The sequence below is a fragment of the Stenotrophomonas ginsengisoli genome, from assembly GCF_001431485.1.
GTDB lineage: Bacteria > Pseudomonadota > Gammaproteobacteria > Xanthomonadales > Xanthomonadaceae > Stenotrophomonas > Stenotrophomonas ginsengisoli.
Window position 1 is genome coordinate 79,171 of the sequence record NZ_LDJM01000022.1, and the last position, 26,042, is coordinate 105,212.

Genomic DNA, 26,042 nt, shown 5'->3' on the forward strand with positions numbered 1-26,042 from the left:
TTCAGGCAAGGAACCGGACCATGACCCAGCCCGTTTGGCGGTTGATCCTCAACGGTAAATCCAGTGGTGACGACGCGGTGCGCGAGGCGGTGACGGCCACGCGCGAGCAGGGCCAGACCCTGCAGGTGCGGGTGACCTGGGAGGCCGGTGACGAGAAGCGTTACGTCGATGAGGCCATCGCCGATGGCGTGGCGGTGATCATTGCCGGTGGCGGTGACGGCACCCTGAGCGAGGTGGCCGAAGCCATGGCGATGAGTGGCCACGATGCCGGTGCCTTGCCAGCGCTGGCCCTGTTGCCGCTGGGTACCGCCAATGATTTTGCCGTTGCCACCGGCATTGCCGTCGAGCCGCAAGCGGCGCTGAACCTGATTGCCGCATCCACCCCGCAACCGATGGACCTGCTGCGTCTGCGTGGCGACGGGGTCGAGCACTGGTGCGCCAACCTGGCCACTGGCGGCTTCGGTACCGAAGTCACGGTGGAAACGCCGGAAGGCATGAAGAAGCTGCTGGGCGGCCTGGCCTACCTGATCACCGGGGTGGCCAAACTGGCCACCATCGAGCCGCAGACCGCCCGTTTCAGTGGTGAAGGCTTCCAGTGGGAAGGGGAATTCATCGCCCTGGGCATCGGCAACGGCCGTCAAGCCGGCGGTGGCCAACAGCTGTGTCCCGATGCCCTGCTCGATGACGGGCTGTTGGCCCTGACCATCGTGCCGCCGCTGGGTAGCGAGGCGGTGGGATCACTGGGTACCTTGCTCAGCGAAGGCAAGGCCGGCTTTCTGGCCGAGGTTGCCCGTCAAGCCTCACTGGCCTGGGTGGAAATCCACAGTGACAGCCCGTTGACCCTGAACCTGGATGGCGAGCCGATGCAGGCCCACCACTTCCGCATCGACTGCATCCCTGGGCGGGTACGCATGCACCTGCCGGCCGCTACTGCACTGCTGCGCGGCCGGGCCTAGAGCAGCGGGATGTCCGCTTCATCGGTGGGATAACCGAAGGCCTCGCGCTTGCGGCGCAGGTAATCCGGCATCGGCATGCGTTCGATGCCACGGGCCAGCAGCCATTGCTGGCAGTTGCGCTGGGCCTCGGCATGATCGGGTGTGGTGATTTCCCAGAAGATCGCTTCGGCCATCAGCATGCGTTCTGGCGCGCCGGTGACCTTGTTGGCGGCAATGGTCAGGGTGGGGTCGGCGCCATGCTGAATCAGCCACCAGGCTTGGTTGAAGCCGCCGCGGGATGTGTAATGGCGCAGGATGGTGTCAGCACGGCCGATGTTTTCTGCATTGATGTTGGCGCCGTGCTCGACCAGGGTTTGGACATTTTTCCAAAGATTGCCGCTGAGAAAGGCATCAACCATCAATATTTCGTTGTTGGAATCACGCGTATCTGGGTCTCCGCCGTGTTCGAGTAGTAGCTCAAGAAAGCGCGAGTCTTCGAGTTTTGCGGCATAGACCATTGCATTGTTGTAGTAATAAATGCGCTCCTTTCCGTAAGACTTCGGTTCTGGGTAACGCGCATTGGGTTCGGCACCGTTTTCCAGCAGTGCACGCAGGCCTTCCAGGTTGCGTGACATCAGGGGCCAGGCCACCAGCGGGTAGCGGTCGCTTCCACCGAAAACAGTGTCGGGGTTGACGCCTTTGTCCTTCATTAGCCGTTGCACCCGGCGCACATCGCCATGCTCGGCGGCAATGGCCAGCTGCAGGGCCTGCCCTTCGTAGTAACGGTGGGCAAAATGCTGAGAGCGCGCCGTGCTGATCGCATCGCAGGCGCTCAGTAGGCTGCCAACAAGCAATAGGGCCAGCAGGCTGGCGGTATGGCGGTAAGCATGCAGGATGTGCCTGACGTGCATGCGGTCTCCTAGAGCAGCGGAATTTCCGCTTCATCGGTGGGATAGCCGAAAGCCTCGCGCTTGCGGCGCAGGTGGTCTGGCATGGGCATGCGTTCGATGCCACGGGCCAGCAGCCATTGCTGGCAGTTACGCTGGGCCTCGGCATGGTCGGGGGTGGTGATTTCCCAGAAGATGGCTTCGGCCATGAGCATGCGTTCTGGCGCGCCGGTGACCTTGTTGGCGGCAATGGTCAGGGTGGGGTCGGCGCCATGTTGGATCAGCCACCAGGCCTGGTTGAAGCCACCGCGGCCAGTGTAGTTACCCAGGATGGTATCGGCACGCATGATGTTTTTTTCATTGATGTTGGCGCCGTGCTCGACCAAGGTTTGGACGTTTTTCCAAAGGTTGCCGCTGATGAATGCTGTAAACAGCAGGGTTTCATTGTTGGAGTTGCGTGTGTCGGGGTTGCCACCATGTTCAAGCATTAGCTCAAGGAAGCGCGGGTCTTCTATTTTTGCGGCATAAACCATGGCGTTGTTTTTATAGTATTTCTTCCCGTGTCGAATAAGGCTTGGCTCGGGATAGCGTGCATTGGGGTCGGCACCGTTTTCCAGCAGTGCACGCAGGCCTTCCAGGTTGCGTGACATCAGGGGCCAAGCCACCAGCGGGTAGCGGTCGCTTCCACCGAAAACGGTATCGGGGTTGACGCCTTTGTCCTTCATCAGCCGTTGCACCCGGCGTACATCGCCATGCTCGGCGGCAATGGCCAGCTGCAGGGCCTGCCCCTCGTAGTAACGGTGGGCAAAGTGCTGCGAGCGCGCCGTGCTGATCGCATCACAAGCGCTCAGTAAAAGCGTGATGAGCAGCACGGTGAAAATGTGTGCTGCTTTGGCATGTGTCGGTTTCATCGCTATTTTCCCGCGCTTTGGCCGTGTTTCTTGATTGAATCGGCTTTGTTGCCGGGTGGCAAGCTGAAATGCGGACAAGGAGTTCGATATGGATGATCGACTGCGGCCGGCCAGGCCAAGCGCAGAGGACATGGTTTTGCAGGAGCAGGCCGGGTTGGTGGCCTCCCTGCGCGAGCAAGGATTGGAGCCACAGGCTGCTGAACTGGCAAGCTTGCACGCCGCGCAGCAAAAGTCCTTGTTGTGTGCAGATGTGTACGAGGCTGCCAAGGGCCAGGGTGAGCCTCCCCACGGCTGGACACGTGGCAGTACCGACCCGGAAGCCCTGCGTGCAGCCGGCTTTGAGCTTTCGGATAGTGAAATAGAGGACTTGTTACGTCCAGAAGGTTCCGCATTCCGCGCCGAAATCTATCTGCCGGACAAGGCCATCCATGGCCCGGATGCCAAGCCGGTAGTCGTGTTCAAGGGCTCGGCCGGGGAAATCCTCGACCCGACAGCGCCGGGCGGCTTGCGCGATACCACCGCCGAGGACTTCGGCAACAATGCCCTGCAGGGCCTGGGCCTGCGCAGTGACATTTACGACCGTGCAATGTCACTGGCAGTTGCTTTGAACAATATTGCCCCGGGCCAATTTGAAGTGGCCGGACATTCTCTTGGCGGCGGCCTGGCCGCTGCCGCTGCCGCGGTTACCGGTGTGCAGGCGACCGTGTTCAACCCGGCCGGTCTGCACCCGAATACCGCGCTGCGCTTTACCCAGGAAAATGGCCTGCCCCTGCACGATGCGCAGGCATTGGTCAGTGGCTACGAGGTCAAGCACGATATCCTCAACACCCTGCAAAATGCCGTTGGGCGTATGCCCGAGGACAGCCGTGACGAGGTTGAACCGGTGTTGCGGATGTTGGCGGGGATGGCCTCCGAGCCCAATGCCCGGGAATTGTTGGTCAAGACGCTCGGCCAGAGCATGAGCGAGCGTGAAGTCGGCATGTATCTGCAGGCTTTCGACCATCTGGCCGGGCCGGAAGGGCAGGGGGCGTTGGCGCGCCTGCCCCGGGCGGTCGGGCAGATGCAGGTGTTGCCGGCCTACCAGCGCAACCCGGTCAGCAATGAACTGGAAGCACAGCCTGCAGGGGATTCCCTGAGTGCATCCGTGGCCCGGGCGGCTCCGTGGTTGCCGGCCTTGCATGATGGGATCAATACGGCAGGGAAAACGGTCGGTCTTGGCCTGGCACTGGGGAGTTATGTCAGCAGCGCCAATCATTTTCAGGCCAATGCCGTTGATGCGGCACGCGAGGTAATCGACACTGGCCTTGGGTACCCGGGCGCGGTGTTGGGGCAGGCCCGGGATGGCATGGGTACGGTGTTTGACCGTGCCGCGTCATTGGGTGGCGCCGATTCCGTGTTTGCACCCGGCGGCGTGGCGTGGATGACCGGGCCAGGGTTGTTGCATCAAGCGCGTGAGCTGTCCGAGCGTGTTCGCAACGGCGTGAGTGATGGTTTGACTGCCTATGCCGACAAGTTGCGCACTGTCGGTGACCATTCCGAGGTGGCGCTGCCCTTGCTGTCTGCCGGTGTGCCTGCAGCAACCGTGGCAGCCACCCGCAAGGTGGTTGATGACAACATGCACTACAGCCCCGCGCTGGCGGCCTATGGCCTGGTGAGCAATGGTTTTCAGGCCAAGGAAATACTGGGTTCCATGTCACTGGCGGCGGGACAGGCCGAATTTGCCCACAGCCAGAGGGATTCGGTTGTTCCCAGCATCGAAGTGCTGGTCCACAACAGCGAGCAACGTGCTTATGCCGAATTGGCTGCGGTACGTGGGCGTGAGGATGGCCCGCTGGACAACTACCGCATCGATCAGCCCGGGCATGAGGGCAATGGGCTGTTTGTCATGGCACAGGCCGGGGTTCACAAGCTTGACCAGCAGTGCGGGGTTGTCTCGGATGTCCACAGCGACCAGCTTGCCGGCGTTGTGGCGGTACAGGCCTACAAGGACGGTTTGACCCGGATAGAGCGGGTCAGCCTCAGTGGGGATTGCAGCCGGGTCATTGCCGAGGACTTTGCCGGGCCAGGAATTGAATATCAGAAGCGCAGCCTAGTGGATGTGGTGCAGGGGCGCAGCACGCCGCTGGAGCACAGCACCACGGCGTGGGAGGAGCAGGCGCACCGGCAGCAGTGTGGGCGCGCGCTTGAACAGGGGAGCGAGGTGGCCGTACAGGCGGCCTGTGTCGCCCGCTGAGTGGGCAGATGCTTGCAGATGCAACCGTGAAGCCGCTTGCATCTGCCTGCACCGGAGGCGGAACTTGCGGTAAAGTTGAGCCGTGTTTACGCAGACGACCAAGCAGTTTTCCCTTTCCGCTCGCCGTGGTTGGCGATGGTGGCCCGTAGCCGTCGTCCGTCGTTCCACTGCCGCCGTTTGGAAGGAAACCTGCCTTGTCCACGTTTGCCCGGTACCAGCAACAGGCCGCTGAAGGCCACACCCGCATCCCGCTTGTCCGTGAAGTGCTGTCCGACCTGGACACGCCGCTGTCGGTCTATCTGAAGCTGGCTGACGGTCCCAATACCTATCTGTTCGAGTCGGTCCAGGGCGGCGAACGCTTTGGCCGCTATTCGATCATCGGCTTGCCCGCGCGCCGGGTGTACCGCTTCTTCGGCCATACGCTGGAGGTGGTGGATGACGGCGTGGTGGTTGAACGTCGCGAGGTGGCCGACCCGCTGGCCGAGGTCGAGGCCTTGCGCAGCGCCCACAGCGTGCCGCGCCTGCCCGAACTGCCGGGGTTCACCGGCGGGCTGGTGGGGTGGTTCGGCTTTGAGTGCATCGGTTTCATCGAGCCGCGTCTGGCCGGCCCGGCCGGGCGTGACGAGTTGGGCACCCCGGACATCCTGCTGATGCTCTCCGATGAGCTGGCGGTGCTGGACAACCTCAAGGGCCGGCTGTACCTGATCACCCACGCGCAGCCGGCGCAGGACGATGCCTGGGAAGCCGGGCAGGCCCGTCTGGATGCGCTGACCGCCCGTCTGCGTGACCAGGGCGTGGCCTATCCGGCACCGATCACCTCGCAGGTGCTGGACGAGGCGGATTTCGTCTCCGGCTTCACCCACGAGGGCTTCATCGATGCGGTGCGCACCTGCAAGGAGCACATCGTTGCCGGTGACATCTTCCAGGTGGTGCTGAGCCAGCGCCTGAGCGTGCCGTTCAAGGCGCGCCCGGTGGATGTCTACCGCGCCCTGCGTGCGCTCAATCCCTCGCCCTACATGTACTTCCTGGATGTGGGTGAGCTGCAGGTGGTGGGGTCCTCGCCGGAAATCCTGGTGCGTCTGCAGGACGGCAAAGTGACCGTGCGCCCGATCGCCGGCACCCGCCCGCGCGGTGCCACGCCAGAGCAGGACCAGGCGCTGGAAGTGGAGCTGCTGGCCGACCCCAAGGAGCGCGCCGAGCACGTGATGCTGATCGACCTGGGGCGCAACGATGTCGGCCGTATCTCCAAGGCCGGCACGGTGGCGGTGGGCGAGCAGTTCGTGATCGAGCGCTACAGCCATGTCATGCACATCGTCAGCGAGGTCACCGGTGAGTTGAACGAGAACCTCAGCTACACCGATGTGCTGCGCGCGGCCTTCCCGGCCGGCACCGTATCCGGCTCGCCCAAGGTGCGGGCGCTGGAGATCATCCGTGCGCTGGAGCCGGTCAAGCGCAACGTGTATGCCGGCAGCATCGGCTACATCGGCTGGCACGGCGATGCCGATACCGCCATTGCGATCCGCACCGCGGTGATCAAGGACGGCCGCCTGCATGTGCAGGCCGGCGCCGGCATTGTCTACGACTCCGACCCGCAGAAAGAGTGGGAAGAAACCATGAACAAGGGCCGCGCACTGTTCCGTGCCGTGGCCCAGGCCGCCAAGGGGCTGTGAGGCAACGTCATGCTCTTGATGATCGACAACTACGACAGCTTCACCTTCAACCTCGTGCAGTACTTCCAGCAGCTGGGTGCCGATGTGCGCGTGGTGCGCAATGACGCCATGAGCGTGGAAGAAATTGCCGCGCTGAAGCCGGACCAGATCGTGATTTCGCCCGGCCCGGGCAATCCGGATGAAGCCGGGGTTTCGCTGGCGGTGATCGAACAGCTGGGCCCGCACATTCCCTTGCTCGGCGTGTGCCTGGGCCACCAGTCCATCGGCCAGGTGTTCGGGGGCAAGGTGATCCGCGCCGGCAAGATCATGCACGGCAAGACCTCGGCCATGCGCCACCACGGCCGTGGTGTGTTCACCGGTCTGCCGGACGGTTACACCGCCACCCGTTACCACTCGCTGGTGGTGGACAAGGATTGCCTGCCCGATTGCCTGGAGATCACCGCCTGGACCGAGAACGATGACGGTTCGATGGAGGAGATCATGGGCCTGCGCCACAAGACGCTGCCGATCGAGGGCGTGCAGTTCCATCCCGAGTCCATCCTTACCGAGCACGGTCATGCCCTGCTGAAGAACTTCCTGGACGGTGTGCGGTGAGCGGCCAACCGTTGCAGCTGTACCGGGTGATGCTCGGCGGGCGTGCGCCGCGGGCCACGGTGGAGCTGCATGACGTGGTGTTTGCCGTCGGCAGCGACCTGCAAAGCCTGTACGCGCAGCTGCGCCAGGCCTGGTTCGGCCAGAGCGCCGGCCTGCATATTGATGCCTGGCAGGTGATTGCCGGGGTGGATGGCTGGCGCGTGCGGCTGGATGAGTCCGCGCCGGATCCGGCGGCGCCGAAGTTGTATTTCGTCAACCTGGGCGGCTATATCGCCGGCCGCTTCGGCGAGGAACACCACTACGAGCTGGTGGTGGCCGACGATGCCGCGGCGGCCAAGGCCGCGGCGCTGGCACGCATTCGCGCCGAAGGCTGGGACAAGCCGCACCGCGATGCCCTGGTGGAGGTGGATGACTGCCTGCACATCGGTGCCATCGGCCGCCTGCACGTGCACCTGGAGCGCGGTGATTACACCGAGCAGCCGGTGCTGTGCGATTACATCGTCTTGAACTGAAGGAGTTGTCCATGGCCATCACCCCACAACAGGCCCTGCAGCGCACCATCGAACACCGCGAGATCTTCCACGACGAAATGGTCGAGTTGATGCGCCAGATCATGGGCGGTGAGGTCTCGCCGCTGATGACCGCGGCCATCCTCACCGGCCTGCGGGTGAAGAAGGAAACCGTTGGCGAAATCGCCGGTGCGGCGCAGGTGATGCGCGAGTTCTCGCGCAAGGTCGAGCTGGCCGACACCACCGGCCTGGTGGATATCGTCGGCACCGGGGGTGACGGCGCCAACACCTTCAACATTTCCACCGCATCGACCTTCGTCATTGCCGCTGCCGGCGGCAGGGTGGCCAAGCACGGTGGGCGCAGCGTCTCTTCCAAGAGCGGTAGCGCCGATGCTTTCGAGGTCCTGGGCGCGGCCATCGAACTGGAACCTGCTCAGGTGGCTGCCTGCATCGAGCAGGCCGGCATCGGCTTCATGTACGCGCCGATCTTCCATCCGGCGATGAAGGTGGTGGCGCCGGTACGGCGCGAGATGGGGGTGCGCAGCATCTTCAACATTCTCGGCCCGCTGACCAACCCGGCCAGTGCGCCGAACATCGTCATGGGCGTGTTCCATCCCGACCTGGTCGGCATCCAGGCCCGTGTGCTGCAGCAGCTGGGCGCACAGCGGGCGCTGGTGGTCTGGGGCCGTGACGGCATGGACGAGATCTCGCTGGGCGCGGCCACCTATGTCGGCGAGCTGCGCGATGGCAAGGTCATCGAATACGACATCCACCCGGAGGATTTCGGCCTGGCCATGTCGGCCAGCCGCAACCTGGCCGTGGATGGCCCGGAGCAGTCCATCGCCATGTTGCGTGGCGTGCTGGACAACCAGCCTGGCCCGGCGCGTGACATTGTTGCCCTCAATGCCGGCGCGGCGCTGTATGTGGGGGGCGTGGCCGACTCCATTGCCGATGGCCTGGCCCGGGCGCAGGCGGTGATTGCCGATGGCAGTGCCCGCGCCCGCCTGCATGCCTTTGTTGCCACCACCCGCCAGCTGGCCGGTCTGGCTTGATCACTCGCGCCTCGCGGCGCCCCGTTTTGCAGGAACCATGCGATGAGCGACATCCTCAACACCATCCTGGCCCGCAAGGCCGAAGAAGTGGCCGGCCGCCGTGCCGCCGTGCCGCTGGCCGAACTGCAGGCGCGTCTGGCCGATGCGCCGCCGCTGCGTGGTTTTGCCCGTGCCCTGCACGAGAGCATTGCCAACGGCGAACCGGCGGTGATTGCCGAGGTCAAGAAGGCCAGCCCGTCCAAGGGGGTGATCCGCCCGGATTTCCGTCCGGCCGAGATTGCCATGAGCTATGAAATGGGCGGCGCCAGCTGCCTGTCGGTGCTCACCGATGTGGATTTCTTCCAGGGCAGCGACGCCTACCTGCAGCAGGCACGCGAGGCCTGCAGCCTGCCGGTGCTGCGCAAGGATTTCGTGGTTGATCCCTACCAGATCGTCGAGGCCCGGGTGCTGGGCGCCGACTGCATCCTGCTGATCGTTTCGGCGCTGGATGACCTGCAGCTGGCCAGCCTGTCCAACACCGCGCTGGAGCTGGGCCTGGATGTGCTGGTGGAAGTACATGATGTGGACGAGCTGGAGCGCGCCCTGCAGGTGCCGGTGCCGCTGATTGGCATCAACAACCGCAACCTGCGCACCTTCGAGGTATCGCTGGAAAACACCCTGGCGATGAAGGACATGGTCCCGGCTGACCGCCTGCTGGTCACCGAAAGCGGCATCACCGGCCCGGCCGACGTGGCGCGGATGCGCGCGGCCAACGTCAATGCCTTCCTGGTCGGCGAGGCCTTCATGCGTTTTGACGAGCCCGGCGCGGGCCTGCGTGAGCTATTCTTTGCGGCATGAGTGACGCTTATCCGCCGCCGCGGGCCGATGCCCCGCTAGTCGTTTTCGATTTCGACCACACCCTGTACGACGGGGATTCGGGCAGCCACCTGTTTGCGTGGCTGCTCAAGCGCAACCCGCTGCGCCTTGCCGCAGCGGTGCTGGCCACGCCGCTGCTGGGGCCGCTGGTGGCCATGCTGCCGACCCGGCGCCGGGGTATCTCCGGTTATGTGTGGATTGCCACCTTCGGCCTGCGTGGTGCGCGTCAGTTCAACCGCATCATCGACCAGTATGTGCACCGGCACGAGGCGGACATACGCTCGCGCCTGCTGCCCAAGGCGCTGGATGTGTTCAAGGCCCACCGCGATGCCGGTGACCGGGTGGTGGTGGCCACCGGCGCGCCGCCGGAGCTGGCGCGGGAGATCCTGCGCTTTGTCGCCCAGCACGAGGTGCCGGTGATCGGCAGCGAGGTCGGCCCGCGTGCCGGCGCCATGATCGCCACCCGCCACTGCCACAACGAGGAAAAGATGCGCATGCTGCGCGAGCGCGGCTACGGCGACATCGAACGTTCCTACACCGATTCCAGTGCCGACCTGCCCTTGCTGCTGGCGGCGCGCTCGCCGGTGGTGGTCAATCCCAAGCCCGGCAAGGTCGCCTTCTTCCGCCAGGTGCTGCCACCGGGCACGCCCATCCTCAACTGGGGCTGTGTGGAACGTGGCGGGGATCGCGTTGGCTGAGCACTCGTAGCCCGGTGCTCAATTGGTACCGGGCCAGCGCAGCAGGGTCATGGTGATGTTGTAGCTGCTGATCAGTAGCACCAGAATGCCCACGGCGACCAGCACCCACTGCTCACGTACCCGTTTGACCAGGATGGCCGCCAGCGGCGCGGCAAGCATGCCGCCGATCAGCAGGCCGGCCACCACTTCCAGGTGGGCAATGCCCATGGTCAGCAGGAAGGTCAGGGAGATGGCCAGAGTGACCACGAATTCGGCCGCATTGACCGTGCCGATGGTGGTGCGGGCGGTGCCGCCCCGGGCCAGCAGGGTCGAGGTGGCCACCGGGCCCCAGCCACCGCCGCCGCTGGCATCAAGCAGGCCGGCGACAAAGCCGAGCAGGCCAACACGGCGCACCTGGCCCTTGGGCATCAGCTTGCCGGCCGCGCGCAGCAGGATCAGCAGGGCTAGCGCAAACAGGTAGAGGTAGATCAGCGGGCGGATGATGTGTGCCGGCAGCTGGGTCAGGACATAGGCCCCGCAGATGCCGCCCAGCGCGCCGGCGCCGGCCAGGCGCAGGAACAGGCGCTTGTCCACATTGCCGGCGACCAGGTGGGACAGGCCGGAAGCGCCGGTGGTGAACACTTCGGCGCTGTGTACCGCGGCGCTGACGGCCGCCGGCGGCACGCCCAGGCTGAGCAGTACCGAGGAAGAGACCAGGCCAAAGGCCATGCCCAGTGCGCCATCCACCAGCTGCGCGCCCAGGCCGATCAGGATGAACCAGTAGAACAGCTCGCCAGACAGTTCGATCAAGGTTGCCGCCCCCTTCAGGCCGGCAACACGCCGGTATCCTCAGCGTGTACCGTACAGCACCACGGTCTTGCCGCGGGCATGCAGCACACCATCGACCTGCAGTTTCTTGAGCACACGCCCGGCCATTTCGCGCGAGCAACCGACCAGCCTGGCCAGTTCCTGGCGCGAGACGCGCAGCTGCGTGCCCTGCGGGTGGCTCATCGATTCGGGCTCTTCGGCCAGGTCGTGCAGGGTGCGCACGATACGGTCGGAGACGTCCAGGAAGGCCAGACGGCTGGCCTTGCGGCTGGTGTGCAGCAGGCGCTTGGAGATCTGCGAACCGATCGCATACAGGATGCGGGCCGCATCCGGGGCCAGCGGGCCCAGGAACAGCTGGTGCAGGCGTTCATAGCTGACTTCGGCCAGCTCGCAGGTGCTGCGCGTGCGCAGGATCACCTCACGGGCATCGGATTCAATGAACAGACCCATTTCACCGACGAATTCGCCGGGGCCGAAGTAGCCCAGGACCAGTTCGCGGTCGTCGTCTTCCTCGGCGATGATGCTGACCGAGCCACTGATCACGTAGTACAGCGTCCCGGCCGGGTCGCCCGGGCGGAAGATGTCGGTCCTGGTCGGATAACGGCGGCGATGGCTGTAGGCCAGGAAACGATCAACGGTAACGTTGTCGAGCATGAGCGGACTTGTCGTTATACGCACGGCAGACACGATGTGGGCATTCCCTGTATTCATAGTGACTTCACGGCGAGGATTCTGAAGCTTAAACGCGGGGAGGGACAGCGGCAAACCGTGCGGTGGCGCACGGTTTGGCAATTGACAGGGTATAGAGTGTCACATTCCGGGGTGCAGGCTGACTTGTGAACGTGACTACGTTCCGCTGCACCGATGTTTGCCCCATAATGCCCCCCCTTTTCCCAACTACAGGAACCACGCCCGTGGTCAAGCCGTTGCCTCGCCTGAGGCTGCAGGGTTTCAACAACCTCACCAAGGCGCTGAGCTTCAACATCTATGACGTCTGCTACGCACGTACGGAAGAAGAACGTCAGCGTTACATTGAGTACATCGACGAGGAGTACAACGCCGATCGTCTCACGCAGATCCTCACCGATGTGGCCGAGATCATCGGAGCCAACATCCTGAACATCGCCCGCCAGGATTACGATCCGCAGGGCGCGTCGGTGACCATCCTCATTTCCGAGGAACCGGTGATCGACAAGAAGGCCGCCGGCAAGGAGTTGATCTCCGATGCCGTGGTGGCGCACATGGACAAGTCGCACATCACCGTGCACACCTATCCGGAAACCCACCCGCAGGAAGGCATCGCCACCTTCCGTGCCGACATCGACGTGGCCACCTGTGGTGTGATCTCGCCGCTGAAGGCCCTGAACTACCTGATCGAGAGCTTCGACTCGGACATCGTGGTCATGGACTACCGCGTGCGCGGCTTCACCCGTGACGTGAAGGGCAAGAAGCACTTCATCGACCACAAGATCAACTCGATCCAGAACTTCCTGGCCAAGAACATCAAGTCGCGCTACGAGATGTTCGACGTCAACGTCTATCAGGAAAACATCTTCCACACCAAGATGCACCTGAAGGACTTCGACCTGGACCAGTACCTGTTCGAAGAGAAGGCCAAGAACATCTCGTTCAAGGAACGCATGAAGATCGAAGCGCTGCTCAAGCGCGAGATCGAAGAGCTGTTCCACGGCCGCAACCTGAGCGAATAAGCGCAGGTACGCTGCAAACGACAAGGCCCGGTGCGCAAGCCCGGGCCTTGTTGCTTTTGCGCATGTGCGATGGCGCGGCGCTTATAGCCGGTAGGCCACGCCCTTCATCACCCTGGAGGCCAGGGCCATCACGCCAGGGATCGGGAAGGGCAGGATGCGCGCACCGGCCTGTTCGGCGTGGTCGGCATGACGGGCCTCGTCTTCCTTCATCACCGCCAGGATGGCGCGGCTGCGCAGGTCCTCGGCCGGCAGGTCAACCAGGTGCTCGTCCAGGTGGGCCTCGACCTGACGCTCGGTCTCCACCACAAAGCCCAGGTTCCAGCCATCGCCACGCAGGCCGGCCAGCAGGCCGATGCTGTAGCTGCCGGCATACCACAGCGGGTTGAACAGGCTGGGGCGGCTGTCCAGCTCGCGCAGGCGCTGCGCGCACCAGGCCAGGTGGTCGGTTTCTTCCTGGGCCGCTTCCAGAAGGTGGGCGCGGGTGGCCGGCTCGCGGGCCACGGCGGCCTGGCCGAAATACAGGCCCTGGGCACAGACCTCGCCGACATGGTTGATGCGCATCAGGCCGGCCGCATGGGTGCGGGCCGGGGCGTCCATGACCACATCGGCGGTATCGCGGCCGGGATAGGCGCGTTGTGCTGGCGGGTTGCCAAATACCGTGTCCAGTGCCCGCTGGGCTTCGGTGAACAGGTGGTCGATCGGGGTGGGGGTGCGCACGGCGGGCATCTGGATGGCCTCCGGTAGGGATGAACGATTGTCGCCGCCGGCAGGGGGCACTGCCAAGCCAGTCTGTGGACAACTTGCATTGCCGCGGGTGCTCGCGTACAATCTCGCCGCTTGAGCTTCACCCTTTACAACGCGTGGCAAAGTTCCGGTGGGCAATCCGCCGCAATCAGCCCGACCTAACTAGAGTTCTTTATGAGCACTTTCACTGCAAAGAACGAGACCGTCCAGCGCGACTGGTACCTCGTTGACGCCTCGGGCAAGACCCTGGGCCGTCTGGCCACCGAGCTGGCTCGCCGTCTGCGCGGCAAGCACAAGCCGACCTACACCCCGCATGTTGATACCGGTGATTACCTGGTCATCATCAATGCCGAGAAGATCCACGTTACCGGCAAGAAGCTGAAGGACAAGAAGTACCATCGCTTCACCGGTTACATCGGTAACCTGAAGACCGAATCCCTGGAGCAGGCCCTGGAGCGTCACCCGGAGCGCGTTCTGGAAATCGCCGTCAAGGGCATGCTGCCGAAGGGCCCGCTGGGTCGCGCCATGTACCGCAAGCTCAAGGTCTACGCTGGCACTGAGCATCCGCACGCCGCACAGCAGCCGCAGGTTCTGGATATCTAATCATGGCTATCACTCAAAACTACGGCACTGGCCGCCGCAAGTCCTCCACCGCCCGCGTGTTCCTGCGCAAGGGCACCGGCAACATCACCGTCAATGGCCGTCCGCTGGACGAGTTCTTTGGTCGTGAGACCGCACGTATGATCGTGCGTCAGCCGCTGGAACTGACCAACAACACCGAGTCGTTCGACATCCTGGTCACCGCCGCTGGCGGCGGCACCACCGGCCAGGCCGGTGCGATCCGTCTGGGCATCGCTCGCGCTCTGGTTGAGTACGACGAAACCCTGAAGTCCGAGCTGCGCAAGGCTGGCTTCATGACCCGTGACGCCCGTGAAGTCGAGCGTAAGAAGGTCGGCTTGCACAAGGCACGTCGCGCTACCCAGTTCTCCAAGCGTTAATCGCTGCGAGGCTGTCTGGTCCACTTCGGTGGGCCAGGTTGCGACAGGAAAAACCCGGCCTCGTGCCGGGTTTTTTCGTTTCCGTGGCCTGGGGTCTTGTGGGCGGTGCGGGCGGGTTGTTGGCTTGTGCCGGATGCCGGATGCCGGATGCCGGATGCCGGATGCCGGATGCCGGATGTGGTCTCAAGTCCGGTGTAATGTTTCTGGCATTTATGGCCGAAGGCCTTGCGCGCTGCGTCTTGTTGGCGTGTGCTGCATGTGGCGGGCATAAAAAAAGACCAGATCGATGATCTGGTCTTTTGAATTGGCAGCCCCGGAAGGATTCGAACCTCCGAATGTCTGAGTCAGAGTCAGATGCCTTACCGCTTGGCGACGGGGCTAGGGGTGTTGCGTTTCCAGTGCTGACGTCCCGCAGGGCAGGTTGGGGTCCTGGAAAAAAAAGACCAGATCAGTGATCTGGTCTTTGAATTTGGCAGCCCCGGAAGGATTCGAACCTCCGAATGTCTGAGTCAGAGTCAGATGCCTTACCGCTTGGCGACGGGGCTATACTCCCATGGTGGCTATAGGTGGACTCGAACCACCGACCCCAGCATTATGAGTGCTGTGCTCTAACCGGCTGAGCTACATAGCCTTGGGAGGACGCCATTATTGAGCACTCAATCTGCCATGTCAACACTTTTCTGTAACCTTGTGGCAAATCGCACCGCGTGGCATTGTCCTTACCAGTAGAGTCATTTCAGGAGTCCGCATCGTGATCGATCCGGACGGTTACCGGCCGAATGTCGGCATTGTTCTGATGCGTGGTGATGGCCAGGTGTTCTGGGCGCGCCGGGTACGCCGTGACGGGTGGCAGTTCCCCCAGGGTGGCATGAACAGTGACGAGACCCCGGTTGAGGCCATGTACCGTGAATTGCAGGAAGAGACCGGCTTGCTCCCAGAGCACGTCGAGGTACTCGGCTGCACGCCCGGCTGGCTGCGCTACCGGCTGCCGCCGCGGGCGATCCGTCGCAATGAACGCCAGGTCTGCATCGGCCAGAAGCAGGTCTGGTTCCTGTTGCGCCTGACCGGTGACGAGGACAACGTGCGCCTGGATGCCAACGAGACGCCGGAGTTCGACAACTGGCGCTGGGTGGATTTCTGGTATCCGGTCGAGCACGTGGTGATGTTCAAACGCGGCGTCTATGCGCGGGCCCTGCGCCATCTGGCGCCGATGGCCGACACCGCCGCCTCCACCCAGATCGGCAACATGCCCACCAGCGTGGCCGAGGCCTGGCTGCCGGGCAGCGTGGGTGGCGACGAGCGGCCGCGCAAGCGTTCGCGCAAACGTGGCTACTGGCCGAAAAAGGTCAAAACGGACTCAGCCCCGACCTGACTGGGTGGTTGATAAGCATTCACGCATGGGTTTGACAACCGTTCTCATTTGCATTCAAATGCCCATCAGGCCATTCCGGCCAGTTGCTGGGTCAATCACGTGTACGTCTGCATCTGCAATGGAGTTACCGACCACCAGATTCGCGAGGCCGCCGAACAGGGCGTTGCCAGCGTGGCCGAGCTGACCATGCGTACCGGTTGCGGCGCCACCTGTGGCTCCTGCCTGGACATGGCCGCCGAGCTGCTGGACAAGGCACGCAACACCGCCCCGCTGGGCTTGCCGGTGCTGGGCCTGGCCAAGGTCGCCTGAGCCTGCCGTTGCTGGCGTAGTGATGAAAGCCCTTGGCCCTGGCCAGGGGCTTTTTCGTTGCGTTGGCGATGCTGGCCCGGCCTGTGCGCCAGGCGCTGCCCGCCCGGGGCAAGGCGATTGCAGTTGATCACGATTCGCGTTCCTTCATTGCGCTGCGGCTTTGGGTAAAGTGCAGCGGTTCCCACGATTTGCACAGGACACGGCCATGAAGGGCGATGCCAAGGTCATCCAGCATCTGAACAAGGTGCTCTACAACGAACTCACCGCAATCAACCAGTACTTCCTGCACGCCAAGATGCTCAAGAACTGGGGCATCAATGGCCTGGCCAGGCATGACTACAAGGCCTCGATCGCGGTGATGAAGCACGCCGACACCGTGTCCGAGCGGATCCTGTTCCTGGAAGGGCTGCCCAATTTCCAGGCCCTGGGCAAGCTGCGCATCGGCGAGAACCCGACCGAAGTGCTGGGCTGCGACCTGGCCCTGGAGCAGGATGCGGTGGTGATCCTGCGCGAAGCCGTGGTGCACGCCGAACAGGTGGGTGACTACGTCAGCCGTGACCTGTTCAGCCGCCTGCTGGACGAGTCGGAAGAGCGCATCGACTGGGCCGATACCCAGCTGGAGCTGATCGAGCGCATCGGTGAGGCCAACTACCTGCTGACCAAGCTGGAAGACTGAAGGGGCCAACGGCCAGCCGGCCGCGGGGCAACGAAAAAGGCGGGCACTTGCCCGCCTTTTTCATGCCCGGTAGTTGCGCTGTGCGAGGTGGTCAGCTTGCCTGGAAGCGTGCCAGCCAGCCACGCAGGGCCATGCGTGCGCGGGCGAATTCGGCGATCAACAGGGCCACGGCGACGCTGGGGTTGTCCAGGGCATTGCCGCGTGCGCCCAGTTCGATGCGGCGCGCTGCATCGGCCAGGCCCAGGGCACCGACATTGGCACTGGCTGATTTCAGGCTGTGCGCGGCCTCGCGCAAGGCTTCCAGGTCGTGGTCCTGGCTGGCCAGCTGCATGCGGTCCACCAGCACCGGGGCGTCATCCAGGAACAGCTTGATCACGCTGGCGGTCTGGCTGCCGATCACCTGGGCCAGCTCGTCCAGCACGCTGCTGTCCAGCGCTGGCAGGGCGCTCTGCGAGAGCGGTGCCGACGGCATGGCTTCGGTCGTCTCGTTGCTGCCGTTGGTCGCAGCGCCTTCCGCGCCGGGGGCATGTGCCGCAGCTACCGGACGCTCGGCCTGCCACCAGCGGCGCAGGCACTTGGCCAGGCCGGCCGGTTCCACCGGCTTGGACAGGTAGTCGTCCATGCCGGCTTCCAGGCAGCGCTGGCGGTCGCCGGCCATGGCGTTGGCGGTCATGGCGATGATCGGCAGCCGCTTCTGCCCGCTGAGCAGTTCGCGGTCGCGCCACTGGCGGGTGGCGCTGTAGCCGTCCAGCACCGGCATCTGGCAGTCCATCAGCACCACATCGACCAGCTCGTCCTGCAGCAGGGCCAGGGCCTGGGCGCCGTTGTCGGCGCTGAGCACCTCGATGCCGAAGGTATCCAGGATGCGGTGGGCCACCATCTGGTTGACCGGGTTGTCCTCCACCAGCAGCACGCGCATGCCGGACAGGTCGAACAGGTTGTGTTCCACCACGTCGGCCACCGGGCTGGCTGCAGGCGCGGCCTGCAGCACGCTGGCCGGCTGTTCCTGCACCGGCATCGGGGCGATCGCATGACGCAGCTCGCCATCGCCGGCGCTGCGGCTGAGTTGCTGGCTGTCCTCGTGCAGTTCGTCGGCCAGTGGGGTCTGCCCCAGCAGCCAGACCAGGCGCAGCGGACGCGAGGCGTCGCCGCGGGTCACCGCACGGTGCAGGGCGTGTACGGTCTGGCGCAGGGCGTCGCAATCGGCCACCACCACGTCCGGTCGCACCAGCTGGCCCTGGCCGGCCAGGCGCAGGTGTTCCAGGGCCTCGTGGGCGGTATCCACGCAGATCAGGTTGGCCGCCCAGCCCGGCACCAGACGCTCCAGGCGCTGGCGCAGGCGGTGTTCGTTGCCCACCAGCAGGATCTGCAGGGCACGGGCCTGTTCGTCATCCAGGTTGAGGTCGCCGACCACCTTGGCCAGCGGCACCTCGAACCAGAAGGTCGAGCCCTGGCCCGGCTGCGAGTGCACGCCGATGCGCCCGCCCATCAGGTCGATGATGCGCTTGCAGATCGCCAGCCCCAGCCCGGTACCGCCGTACAGGCGGGTGGTGGAGGCATCGGCCTGGGCGAAGGAAGAGAACAGCCGGCTCAGCTGGTCCGGCTCGATGCCGATGCCGGTATCGATCACTTCGAAGCGCAGCAGGTGCTGGGTCGGGGTCTCGCCGAGGCGACGGACCTTGATCCCGACCTGGCCCTTTTCGGTGAACTTGATCGCATTGACCACCAGGTTGCCCAGCACCTGGCGCAGGCGGACCGGATCACCACGCACCGACAGGCGTACCGCCGGGTCGATCTCCACCTGCATGCGCAGGCCCTTCTGCTCGGCCGAGCCCTGCAGCAGGTTCATCACCTCGTTGCAGACGCCGCGCAGGTTCAGCGCGGTGTTTTCCAGCTCCAGCTTGTTGGCTTCCAGCTTGGAGTAATCAAGGATGTCGTCCACGATGCTCAGCAGCTGCTGCGAGCTCAGGGTGGCGGTATGCAGCATCTGCTGCTGGGCCCGGTCCAGGTTGCCGCGGGCCAGCAGGTCCAGCATCGGGATGATGCCGTTGAGCGGGGTGCGGATCTCATGGCTCATGGTGGCCAGGAATTCGCCCTTGGCCAGCACCGCCGCTTCGGCGGCCTGCTTGGCCTGGACCAGCTCGGCCTTGAGCTGGTCATGCCGGCGCAGCTCGCGGGTCAGGCGTTCGTTCTCGGCCTGCAGCCGGCGTTGGTTGCTCAGTGCATGGGTGACCGCATCGTCCTGGCTGGCACTGTGCGCCACTGCCCGCAGGTGGGCATGCCAGGCATACCAGCCGGCCGCGGCGGCCAGGCCGCCGGCCACGAAGGCCAGCAGCTGGGGGGCCAGGCCAACGGTGGCCAGCAGGGCAATCAGCACGGCCGCAGCGGCCAGCCCGGGGGCAATCAATTCAGGGCGGACGACGATGCGGTTCATGTGGCCTTACAAGGTGCTGTTGTGGAAATCAAAGTCCAGGTCGTTGCCGACGGACTGGACCATGTTGCCCTGGATGTAATCGATGCCACTGATCCACATCGCCGCGGCCGCCTGGGCGTCCTCGATCTGCTGGGCGATCAGCTGGGCATTGACGCTGCGTGCCAGCTCCATGGTGCTGGCCAGCAACTGGCGCACCTGGGGATCGGCATGGTCGCTGGCAAAGCGCGCGGACAGACGCACATAGGCCACCGGCATCATGGTCAGCAGTGCATTGGCGTCGTTGCAGGCCTCGAACTGGCTCAGGCACAGGCGGATGCCGGACTGGCCCAGGCGGTCGGCCAGCTGGGCCAGTACAAAGCCGTGCACCAGGGCATCGGGCATGCGGATGTCGATCACCACGCTGGAGCCGCCGACATTGCGGCTGCGCAGGGCCTGGCTGATCCATTCAGCATAACCGTCGGCCATCAGGGTGCGTGCGGACTGGGTCACAAACAGGCGCATCGGCAGGGTCGCGTGGCGATAGCGGTCCAGCAGGTCCAGCGCGTGCTCCATCACCTGGTGGTCCAGGTCGGCGATGCGCCCGGCGGCCTCGGCGGCCGGAATCACCTGGGCGGCGGGCAGCAGGGTGCCGTCAGCCTGGCGCAGGCGCAGCAGCACCTGGAACTGGGCACTGCTGCTGTCGGCCACCGCCACGATCGGCTGGTAGGCCGGTTCCAGGTGGCCTTCCAGCAGCTTCAGGTGCTCCTGCTGGCTGGGGGTGGGGCGCGGCTGCCACTGGGCGACCGCACCGGGCAGCAGGCGTGCATCCAGGGTGGTGCGCTCGACCGCATCGATGGCCTGGCTGGCATCGGCAAAACCGGCATCCAGCGGGGCATAACCGACACTGGCGCGCAGCTTGATGTGGTCGCTCTGGCCGGCCGGCAGGGCCTCGCTGGCCAGACCGTCACGCAGGGTCTGGGCCAGGCTGACCAGCTGCACCGGCTCCACTCCCGGGGCCAGGACCAGGAAGCTGTTGTCATTGAGGCGGGCCAGGCTGTGCGGGCGGGCCGCACCCAGCAGCAGGTGGCCGGCCTTGACCATCAGGCGTTCGAAATGGGCATAGCCGTAACGCTCGCGCAGGCCGATCGCGCCGGCCACTTCGACAAACAGCAGGCCACCGCTGCGCTTTTCGGCCAGCAGGGTGTCCAGCTGGCCGAGCACGAACTGGCGCGTGGGCAGGCCGGTCTCCGGGTTGGTGTTGGGGCGTGCCGGCGGTGCGCTGTCCACGGCAATGGCCACCGGCGGGTGGGCCAGGCCCAGGGCCATGGCCTGCTGGCGGGCACGGGCGATGCGGTTGGAGACCGCGGCGATCAGGTGGCGCGGGCGGATCGGCTTGGCCAGGAAGTCATCGGCACCGATGGCCAGCACCTCGTACTGGCGTTCCGGGTCCGGGTCACCGGACAGGAACACGATCGGCAGCAGCTGCAGGTGCGGTTGCTGGCGGATCTTCTGGGTCAGGGCGATGCCGTCCATCTCGCGCAGGTGCAGGTCCATCAGGATCAGGTCCGGCTTGATCTCCGGCAGGCGGGTGAGCACGGCGAACGGGTCGTTCTCCACCACCGCCTCGATCCCGGCACCATGCAGCACGCTCTGCGCGAACAGGGCCTGGGAGCGGTCATCCTCGACCACCAGCACGCGGAACGGGGTCGCGGTGACATCGGCCAGCGCGGGCGTGGCGGCCGGGGCAGGGGTGGCCGGAGCAAGTACCGGCGCCGGTGCCGGGGCAGCCATGGGGGCGGCAGGCATGGCCGGCGGCAGTTCCGGCGGGTTGATGGACGATGCGATGGCGGCAGGAGCCTCGGCGCTGGCGGGCGTGGCTGCGCTTTCCTGCGCAGCGGTCGCTATCCCGGCGGTTGCCGGGGCATTGTTCCAGCGCTGTGCGTAATCGGCCGGCGGGGTTTCCGCCCGGACGGGACGCGAGGGGGTGTCGTGCTTGGCCATGAAAACTCCTTTACAGGCCGCCAACCCGGTGGATCAGGGGGAAGCGTTCGGTGAGACGGAAACATCACGCTCGGGGCGTGCCAGGAAGCGGCGGATGCCACGTCGCAGCAGCGACCAGGTCATCCAGATCAACGCGGCGATCAGCACACTGGCACCGAGCACGAAGACCAGGGCCACTACAGGGGAGATAGCGGCCAGCAACAGGGAAAAAACAGCGACGGCATCCTCCCACAGCGAGGCCAGCCAGTTGCTGGCCGGCTCAGGGGAGGTATTGAGCAGCATCCGGGTGCCGCTCTTGATGCTGTGGCTGGTCAGGGCCACGCCGGCACCAGCGGCCAGCACGCCATTGCTCAGTTCGCCGTCCGGGGACAGCGCGGCGGCCGCCAGGAAGGCACCTGCCGGGACCCGGGTCAGGGTCTGCAGCAGGTCCCAGATCGAATCCACGCCGGGCAGCTTGTCGGCGAAGAACTCCACCGCGGCCAGCGCGCCGGAGGTGCCCAGCACCCACCACGAGGTGGTGGCCTGCAGGGCCGGCGGCAGGTCCACCCAGCCCATGGCACCGGCAATGCCCACGCCGAACACGGTCAGGTAGACACGGATGCCGGCCAGCCATGCCAGCAGGATACCGATGGTGAAGATATGGGCTTCAGACATGGCAATACACCCATGAACGGGAGTGAGGACCACAACTATCTGCGATGGCGGCAGACATTGCCAGTTTTCCCTTGTCCACGGCTTGCTGGCTACACTCGCTTGCCGGCCGTATCCCACACGGCTGTTGTCAGGAGAAGGTGATGACATCCCCCAGCCCGAAACGCTTCAGGATCGTGCCCGATGGCCCGCAGGTCACGCCATGGCGGCGTTACTGGTGGCTGCTGCCACTGTGGCTGCTGTCCCTGTTGCTGGTGGCCTGGCTGGCTGCCGGCATGGGTGGCGCCGCTGGCGGTGGATCCCGTCAGGAGTCGCAGGCCCTGGCCAAGGCGCAATCGCAGATCGAACAACTGACCCGCCAGCAGGCCACCGCCCAGGCCTCGGACCGGATCAGCCGGGCCGCCCTGACCGATGTGCAGGCCTCGCTTGCCGAGCGTGAGGAAGAGATTGCCGGCCTGCGTGCCGATGTGGCTTTTTACGAGCGTCTGGTCGGATCCACCAGCCAACGCAAAGGCCTCAATGCCCATTCTGTGGAATTCAGCCAGGAAGCGGCGGGAAGTTGGCACTACACTGTGGTGCTTACCCAGAACCTCAACCGTGGTGCGATCAGCCAGGGACAGATGCGCTTCTCCGTGGAGGGCGTACAGGGCGGCAAGCTGACCACGGTGAGCTGGGACGGGCTGCATCAACGGCAGGCGGTGGCAGGACAGGCGTATTCGTTCCGCTACTTCCAGCAGCTCAATGGCAGCGTGATGCTGCCTGCCGATTTCACGCCGCAGCGGGTACGGGTCAGCCTTTCCGGCTCGGGCGGCAATACCACGCAGGTTTTTGATTGGAAACTGGCCACCGGCGCCAGAGGGGGATGACATCCATGTTGGGGAAGAAGAACGGGCGTGACAGCCAGATGGTCGTGGACGCACTGATCGGCCCGCAGGTCGTCATTCGTGGCGACGTGGAATTTGCCGGCGGCCTGTACGTCGAGGGCAAGGTGATCGGCAAGCTGATCGCCACCGAGGGTGCCCAGGCGGTGCTGACCATCGCCGAAAACGGCGTGATCGAGGGCCAGGTGGTGGCTTCCACCGTGGTCATCAGTGGCCGTATGGACGGCGATGTGCACGCCAGCGAGCGCGTGGAACTGACCGCCTCGGCCCGGGTCAACGGCAACGTCCACTACCAGGTGGTGGAAATGGCTGCCGGTGCCCAGCTGACCGGGCGTCTGCTGCACACTTCGGCCGAAGAGACTGAATCGGCCCCTGTCAGCCTGAAGCTGGCCGCATCCAACGCTTGAATCGGTGGGGGGCAACCCCCATCCTGATGCGTTATGAGCACGCTGATTTCCCTGCCCGGGGCCGCCGCCCCGGCGCCTGACTACCAGTCCCTTGACCGCCCGATGCAGTTCACCGCTGCCGCGGCGGCCAAGGTCCGCGAGCTGATCGCCGAGGAAGGCAATGCCGATCTGGCCCTGCGGGTATACATCCAGGGCGGCGGTTGTTCCGGCTTCCAGTACGGTTTCGAGTTCGACGAGAACCGTGCCGAGGATGACCTGGCCATCGTCACCGAGGGCGTGACCCTGCTGGTGGATCCGCTCAGCCTGCAGTACCTGATGGGGGCCGAGGTGGATTACAGCGAGAGCCTGACCGGCGCGCAGTTCGTGATCCGCAACCCCAACGCCAAGACCACCTGCGGCTGCGGTTCCAGCTTCAGCGTCTGAAGCGCGCTTGCCGGCCGGCCCGCAAGCGGGCAGGCTGGCAAACATGAACCCGACTTTTGCCGCGTTTGCCGCCCACGCCTATACCGAGGCCGGGCTGGACCGAGCCGACCCCCTGCGCAATGACCCGGACGCGCTGGCCGCGTTGTGGCCGTGTGCGCGTGTGTTGCGTCTGGACCCACAGTTGCGTGCGGTGGTGGCTGCCGATGGCCAATGGCAGCCGGCAAGCGCCAGCCAGCCCGATGCCCTGCCCGATGACGCCCTGTTCCTGGGCATCGACCGCAGCGACGAGGTGCCGTGGTTTGCGCGGATCGATGCGCAGGGCGCGGCCGAGCCCTTGCTGGAGCTGCGCCAGGCGGCCAGCCAGTGGCCGGCGGCGCTGGCCGCACGCTTCGCCTATGCCCGCGGCATGCTGCACTGGCAGCAGCGGACCCGGTTCTGCAGTGTCTGTGGTCACCCGCTGCGGCTGGAAAAGGCCGGCTTTGTCGCCCGTTGCCAGGGCTGCCAGCTTGAGCACTACCCACGCGTGGACCCAGCGGTGATCGTGGCCGTGGAGCATGAGGGCCGGTTGTTGCTCGGCCGTCAGGCCGGCTGGGCCCCGGGCCGCCATTCCCTGATTGCCGGCTTTGTCGAACCCGGTGAAACCCTGGAGCAGGCGGTGGTGCGCGAGGTCCACGAGGAAACCCGGATCCACATCGTGCCGTCCAGTTGCCGCTATCAGGGGGCCCAGCCGTGGCCGTTCCCCGGCGCGTTGATGCTCGGCTTTGCCGCCAGCGCCAAGGGCGGGCAGCCGCAGGTGGATGGCGAGCTGGAACACGCCGCCTGGTACAGCCGTGAAGAGATCGGCCTGGCGCTGGCCGGCAAACACCCGCAGATCGACCTGCCGGGCGAACTTTCCATCGCACGGAGTTTGATCGCCCACTGGTACGATCGCGCCGATCAATAGGCGCGGCCAGGCTGCGGGAGATGACATGTTGGTTGCAGTCGTGGCCACGGTGCTGGCCATTCTGGTAGCCCAGGTATTGCCGGTGGCGCAGTGGCGGCAGGCGGCACTGGCCTGGTGGCCGCACTGGCTGCGGCTGGTGGCCGGGCAGTCGGCCTGGGGTTGGCTGCCGGCCTGGCTGGCCCCCTTGTTTCTGGTGGGGCTGCTGCAATGGGCGTTGCATGGTTGGCTGTATGGCATGCCCGGCGCGGTTTTCAGCGTGCTGATGGTGGTGCTGTGCTGGGGCCCGCGTGACCTGGAACGTGATGTCGAAGCGCTGATCTATGCCGAGGATGCGTCCAGCCAGGCGCAGGGGCAGGCGGTGCTGCGCCAGGACATGAACGAGCCGGACCGCGACAGCGCGCCGATCACCCAGGCCGTGGCCGTGGCCCTGCTGCGGCGCGCGCTGGGGGTGATGTTCTGGTTCATCGTGATCGGCCCGGTCGGGGTGCTGGCCTACCGTCTGCTGGCCAGTGCCGCGCAGCAGCCCGGGCCGTTGAGCCTGGCCGCGCACGAACGCCTGCGTGGGGTGCTGGCCCTGGCCGAATGGCCGGTCAGCCAGTTGGCGGTGTTCTCCTTTGCCCTGATGGGCAACTGCAGCCCGGTGATCCGGGCCTGGCAGGGCCAGGGGCGCTGGCAGGCCCCGTCAGTGGAAAGCTTGCTCGGTGCCAGCATGGCCGCGGCCCTGCCGGCGCACACCGAACCGGCCCCGCGCGAGCAACCGGTATGGGAGCGGCAGCCGGACCTGCGCCGGGCCATGCGCCTGAGCTGGCGTACGGTGGGCCTGTGGTGTGCGCTGATGCTGTATTGGCAGCTGGCGGTATGGCTGGGCTGAGGCTGGCAACAGCGGCTGTCGCTCAGCCCGGTGCCAGCCAGTTTAACGGTGCCCACGGCAGGTTGCGGGCAACGGCATAGGCGGCCAGCAGCACGCCCCAGGCAATGGGCCGGCACAGCTGGCGGGCCAGTGGCAGCAGCACGGCCGGCAACACGCCGGCACCGTAGGCGGTGAGCACGGCCAGTGCCGGCAGGCTGAGCACCAGCAGCGGGTTCATCGCCATTGCCGTGGCCAGGTCGAAATGGGCCAGGGCGTGCAGGGTGCGGGTAGCCCCGCAGCCGGGGCAGAACAGCCCGGTGAAGGCATGGATCGGGCACGGCGGCAGCACGCTGCCCGGCTGGTTCGGGTCGATATGACGCAGCACCACGAACGCACCGACGGCGGCCACGGCAATGGCCCCGGCAGTGGCGAAGCGGTGCTGCATCAACGATTGCAGTGGCTTGAGCATGGCGTGCAATGACCGCTGCCGGTGTCGGCAGCGGTCATTGCACGC

The 26,042-nt window shown here is 65.3% G+C and carries 28 protein-coding genes and 3 tRNA genes; 19 read left to right on the forward strand and 12 right to left on the reverse strand.

Features of this window, described 5'->3' with window-relative positions:
• The first annotated feature begins 20 nt into the window (after positions 1-20).
• Positions 21-956, forward strand: coding sequence for a lipid kinase YegS (gene yegS, locus ABB30_RS09720; protein ID WP_057638115.1), 936 nt, complete (start codon positions 21-23; stop codon positions 954-956).
• Here yegS and ABB30_RS09725 read toward each other — a convergent pair.
• Positions 953-1,846, reverse strand: coding sequence for an ankyrin repeat domain-containing protein (locus tag ABB30_RS09725; protein WP_057638116.1), 894 nt, complete (start codon positions 1,844-1,846; stop codon positions 953-955). The genes yegS and ABB30_RS09725 overlap by 4 nt on opposite strands.
• An 8-nt stretch (positions 1,847-1,854) precedes the next feature.
• Positions 1,855-2,865: an ankyrin repeat domain-containing protein gene (locus ABB30_RS09730; RefSeq protein ID WP_245626475.1), complete on the reverse strand. Its 1,011-nt coding sequence runs from the start codon at positions 2,863-2,865 to the stop codon at positions 1,855-1,857.
• Between ABB30_RS09730 and ABB30_RS09735 the strand changes: the two genes are divergently transcribed.
• The 7 genes from ABB30_RS09735 (at position 2,864) to ABB30_RS09765 (ending at position 10,344) form a co-directional block, all read left to right on the forward strand.
• Complete coding sequence (locus ABB30_RS09735; RefSeq protein ID WP_057638117.1) at positions 2,864-4,966, forward strand: Tle-like phospholipase domain-containing protein; 2,103 nt, start codon at positions 2,864-2,866, stop codon at positions 4,964-4,966. The genes ABB30_RS09730 and ABB30_RS09735 overlap by 2 nt on opposite strands.
• Before the next feature lie 194 nt (positions 4,967-5,160).
• A complete protein-coding gene (gene trpE / locus ABB30_RS09740) occupies positions 5,161-6,636 on the forward strand; it encodes an anthranilate synthase component I (RefSeq protein ID WP_057638118.1) in 1,476 nt (491 codons plus the stop codon).
• A gap of 9 nt (positions 6,637-6,645) precedes the next feature.
• Entirely contained in the window at positions 6,646-7,230 is a 585-nt protein-coding gene (locus tag ABB30_RS09745) for an anthranilate synthase component II (protein WP_057638119.1), read from the forward strand.
• Complete coding sequence (locus tag ABB30_RS09750) at positions 7,227-7,742, forward strand: DUF1543 domain-containing protein (RefSeq protein WP_245626476.1); 516 nt, start codon at positions 7,227-7,229, stop codon at positions 7,740-7,742. The genes ABB30_RS09745 and ABB30_RS09750 overlap by 4 nt, the downstream gene beginning before the upstream one ends.
• A gap of 11 nt (positions 7,743-7,753) precedes the next feature.
• Positions 7,754-8,791, forward strand: a complete 1,038-nt coding sequence (gene trpD, locus ABB30_RS09755) for an anthranilate phosphoribosyltransferase (protein ID WP_057638120.1) — start codon at positions 7,754-7,756, stop codon at positions 8,789-8,791.
• Positions 8,792-8,833: 42 nt separating this feature from the next.
• Positions 8,834-9,628, forward strand: a complete 795-nt coding sequence (gene trpC, locus ABB30_RS09760) for an indole-3-glycerol phosphate synthase TrpC (RefSeq protein ID WP_057638121.1) — start codon at positions 8,834-8,836, stop codon at positions 9,626-9,628.
• Positions 9,625-10,344 carry a haloacid dehalogenase-like hydrolase gene (locus tag ABB30_RS09765; RefSeq protein WP_057638122.1) on the forward strand — a complete coding sequence of 240 codons (720 nt, stop codon included), beginning with the start codon at positions 9,625-9,627 and terminating at the stop codon, positions 10,342-10,344. The genes trpC and ABB30_RS09765 overlap by 4 nt, the downstream gene beginning before the upstream one ends.
• An 18-nt stretch (positions 10,345-10,362) precedes the next feature.
• Here the strand turns inward: ABB30_RS09765 and ABB30_RS09770 are convergent, their stop codons facing one another.
• Together ABB30_RS09770 and crp are read right to left on the reverse strand one after the other, a co-directional pair.
• Positions 10,363-11,130 carry a sulfite exporter TauE/SafE family protein gene (locus ABB30_RS09770; RefSeq protein ID WP_057638144.1) on the reverse strand — a complete coding sequence of 256 codons (768 nt, stop codon included), beginning with the start codon at positions 11,128-11,130 and terminating at the stop codon, positions 10,363-10,365.
• Between the two features lie 42 nt (positions 11,131-11,172).
• A complete protein-coding gene (gene crp / locus ABB30_RS09775) occupies positions 11,173-11,862 on the reverse strand; it encodes a cAMP-activated global transcriptional regulator CRP (protein WP_057638123.1) in 690 nt (229 codons plus the stop codon).
• 203 nt (positions 11,863-12,065) lie between these two features.
• Between crp and speD the strand changes: the two genes are divergently transcribed.
• On the forward strand, positions 12,066-12,860 hold the full coding sequence (gene speD / locus ABB30_RS09780; RefSeq protein WP_057638124.1) for an adenosylmethionine decarboxylase: 795 nt from the start codon (positions 12,066-12,068) through the stop codon (positions 12,858-12,860).
• 81 nt (positions 12,861-12,941) lie between these two features.
• Here the strand turns inward: speD and coq7 are convergent, their stop codons facing one another.
• Positions 12,942-13,586 carry a 2-polyprenyl-3-methyl-6-methoxy-1,4-benzoquinone monooxygenase gene (gene coq7, locus ABB30_RS09785; RefSeq protein WP_057638145.1) on the reverse strand — a complete coding sequence of 215 codons (645 nt, stop codon included), beginning with the start codon at positions 13,584-13,586 and terminating at the stop codon, positions 12,942-12,944.
• A 192-nt stretch (positions 13,587-13,778) separates the two neighbouring features.
• On the opposite strand from coq7, the gene rplM reads away from it, so the two are divergent.
• Together rplM and rpsI are read left to right on the forward strand one after the other, a co-directional pair.
• Positions 13,779-14,207, forward strand: coding sequence for a 50S ribosomal protein L13 (gene rplM / locus ABB30_RS09790; RefSeq protein WP_057638125.1), 429 nt, complete (start codon positions 13,779-13,781; stop codon positions 14,205-14,207).
• A gap of 2 nt (positions 14,208-14,209) precedes the next feature.
• Positions 14,210-14,602: a 30S ribosomal protein S9 gene (gene rpsI, locus ABB30_RS09795; RefSeq protein WP_057638126.1), complete on the forward strand. Its 393-nt coding sequence runs from the start codon at positions 14,210-14,212 to the stop codon at positions 14,600-14,602.
• Between the two features lie 305 nt (positions 14,603-14,907).
• Here rpsI and ABB30_RS09800 read toward each other — a convergent pair.
• The 3 genes from ABB30_RS09800 to ABB30_RS09810 form a co-directional block, all read right to left on the reverse strand.
• Positions 14,908-14,982: transfer RNA gene (locus ABB30_RS09800), tRNA-Gln, on the reverse strand.
• A 90-nt stretch (positions 14,983-15,072) separates the two neighbouring features.
• Positions 15,073-15,147 (reverse strand) — tRNA-Gln (locus ABB30_RS09805).
• 9 nt (positions 15,148-15,156) lie between these two features.
• A tRNA-Met gene (locus ABB30_RS09810) sits at positions 15,157-15,233 on the reverse strand.
• Between the two features lie 120 nt (positions 15,234-15,353).
• Here ABB30_RS09810 and ABB30_RS09815 point away from each other — a divergent pair.
• The 3 genes from ABB30_RS09815 to bfr all read left to right on the forward strand — a co-directional run bounded on the left by ABB30_RS09815 (position 15,354) and on the right by bfr (position 16,959).
• Positions 15,354-15,974, forward strand: coding sequence for an RNA pyrophosphohydrolase (locus tag ABB30_RS09815; protein ID WP_057638127.1), 621 nt, complete (start codon positions 15,354-15,356; stop codon positions 15,972-15,974).
• Positions 15,975-16,073: 99 nt separating this feature from the next.
• Positions 16,074-16,283 carry a (2Fe-2S)-binding protein gene (locus ABB30_RS09820; protein WP_057638146.1) on the forward strand — a complete coding sequence of 70 codons (210 nt, stop codon included), beginning with the start codon at positions 16,074-16,076 and terminating at the stop codon, positions 16,281-16,283.
• A 205-nt stretch (positions 16,284-16,488) separates the two neighbouring features.
• Positions 16,489-16,959 carry a bacterioferritin gene (gene bfr, locus ABB30_RS09825; RefSeq protein ID WP_057638128.1) on the forward strand — a complete coding sequence of 157 codons (471 nt, stop codon included), beginning with the start codon at positions 16,489-16,491 and terminating at the stop codon, positions 16,957-16,959.
• A gap of 91 nt (positions 16,960-17,050) precedes the next feature.
• On the opposite strand, the gene ABB30_RS09830 is transcribed toward bfr, so the two are convergent.
• Genes ABB30_RS09830 through ABB30_RS09840 form a run of 3 tightly spaced genes read right to left on the reverse strand, consistent with a single transcriptional unit; the run spans position 17,051 to position 22,027 of the window.
• Positions 17,051-19,393, reverse strand: a complete 2,343-nt coding sequence (locus tag ABB30_RS09830; protein WP_057638129.1) for a hybrid sensor histidine kinase/response regulator — start codon at positions 19,391-19,393, stop codon at positions 17,051-17,053.
• A gap of 6 nt (positions 19,394-19,399) precedes the next feature.
• The gene (locus ABB30_RS09835) at positions 19,400-21,373 is read right to left on the reverse strand and encodes an EAL domain-containing protein (protein WP_057638131.1); all 1,974 of its coding nucleotides are present in this window, start codon (positions 21,371-21,373) and stop codon (positions 19,400-19,402) included.
• Between the two features lie 33 nt (positions 21,374-21,406).
• Positions 21,407-22,027, reverse strand: a complete 621-nt coding sequence (locus ABB30_RS09840) for a DUF4126 domain-containing protein (protein ID WP_057638132.1) — start codon at positions 22,025-22,027, stop codon at positions 21,407-21,409.
• Positions 22,028-22,167: 140 nt separating this feature from the next.
• Here ABB30_RS09840 and ABB30_RS09845 point away from each other — a divergent pair, with 140 nt between their 5' ends.
• The 5 genes from ABB30_RS09845 to ampE are packed head-to-tail and all read left to right on the forward strand — an operon-like array spanning position 22,168 to position 25,549.
• Entirely contained in the window at positions 22,168-22,890 is a 723-nt protein-coding gene (locus tag ABB30_RS09845) for a DUF6776 family protein (protein ID WP_057638133.1), read from the forward strand.
• Positions 22,891-22,895: 5 nt separating this feature from the next.
• Positions 22,896-23,312: a bactofilin family protein gene (locus ABB30_RS09850; protein WP_057638134.1), complete on the forward strand. Its 417-nt coding sequence runs from the start codon at positions 22,896-22,898 to the stop codon at positions 23,310-23,312.
• 33 nt (positions 23,313-23,345) lie between these two features.
• Entirely contained in the window at positions 23,346-23,735 is a 390-nt protein-coding gene (gene erpA / locus ABB30_RS09855; protein ID WP_057638135.1) for an iron-sulfur cluster insertion protein ErpA, read from the forward strand.
• A gap of 43 nt (positions 23,736-23,778) precedes the next feature.
• The gene (gene nudC / locus ABB30_RS09860; RefSeq protein ID WP_057638136.1) at positions 23,779-24,678 is read left to right on the forward strand and encodes an NAD(+) diphosphatase; all 900 of its coding nucleotides are present in this window, start codon (positions 23,779-23,781) and stop codon (positions 24,676-24,678) included.
• A gap of 25 nt (positions 24,679-24,703) precedes the next feature.
• Positions 24,704-25,549: a regulatory signaling modulator protein AmpE gene (ampE, locus tag ABB30_RS09865; RefSeq protein WP_057638137.1), complete on the forward strand. Its 846-nt coding sequence runs from the start codon at positions 24,704-24,706 to the stop codon at positions 25,547-25,549.
• A gap of 22 nt (positions 25,550-25,571) precedes the next feature.
• On the opposite strand, the gene ABB30_RS09870 is transcribed toward ampE, so the two are convergent.
• Complete coding sequence (locus ABB30_RS09870; protein ID WP_057638138.1) at positions 25,572-25,997, reverse strand: DUF2752 domain-containing protein; 426 nt, start codon at positions 25,995-25,997, stop codon at positions 25,572-25,574.
• Positions 25,998-26,042 lie beyond the last annotated feature (45 nt).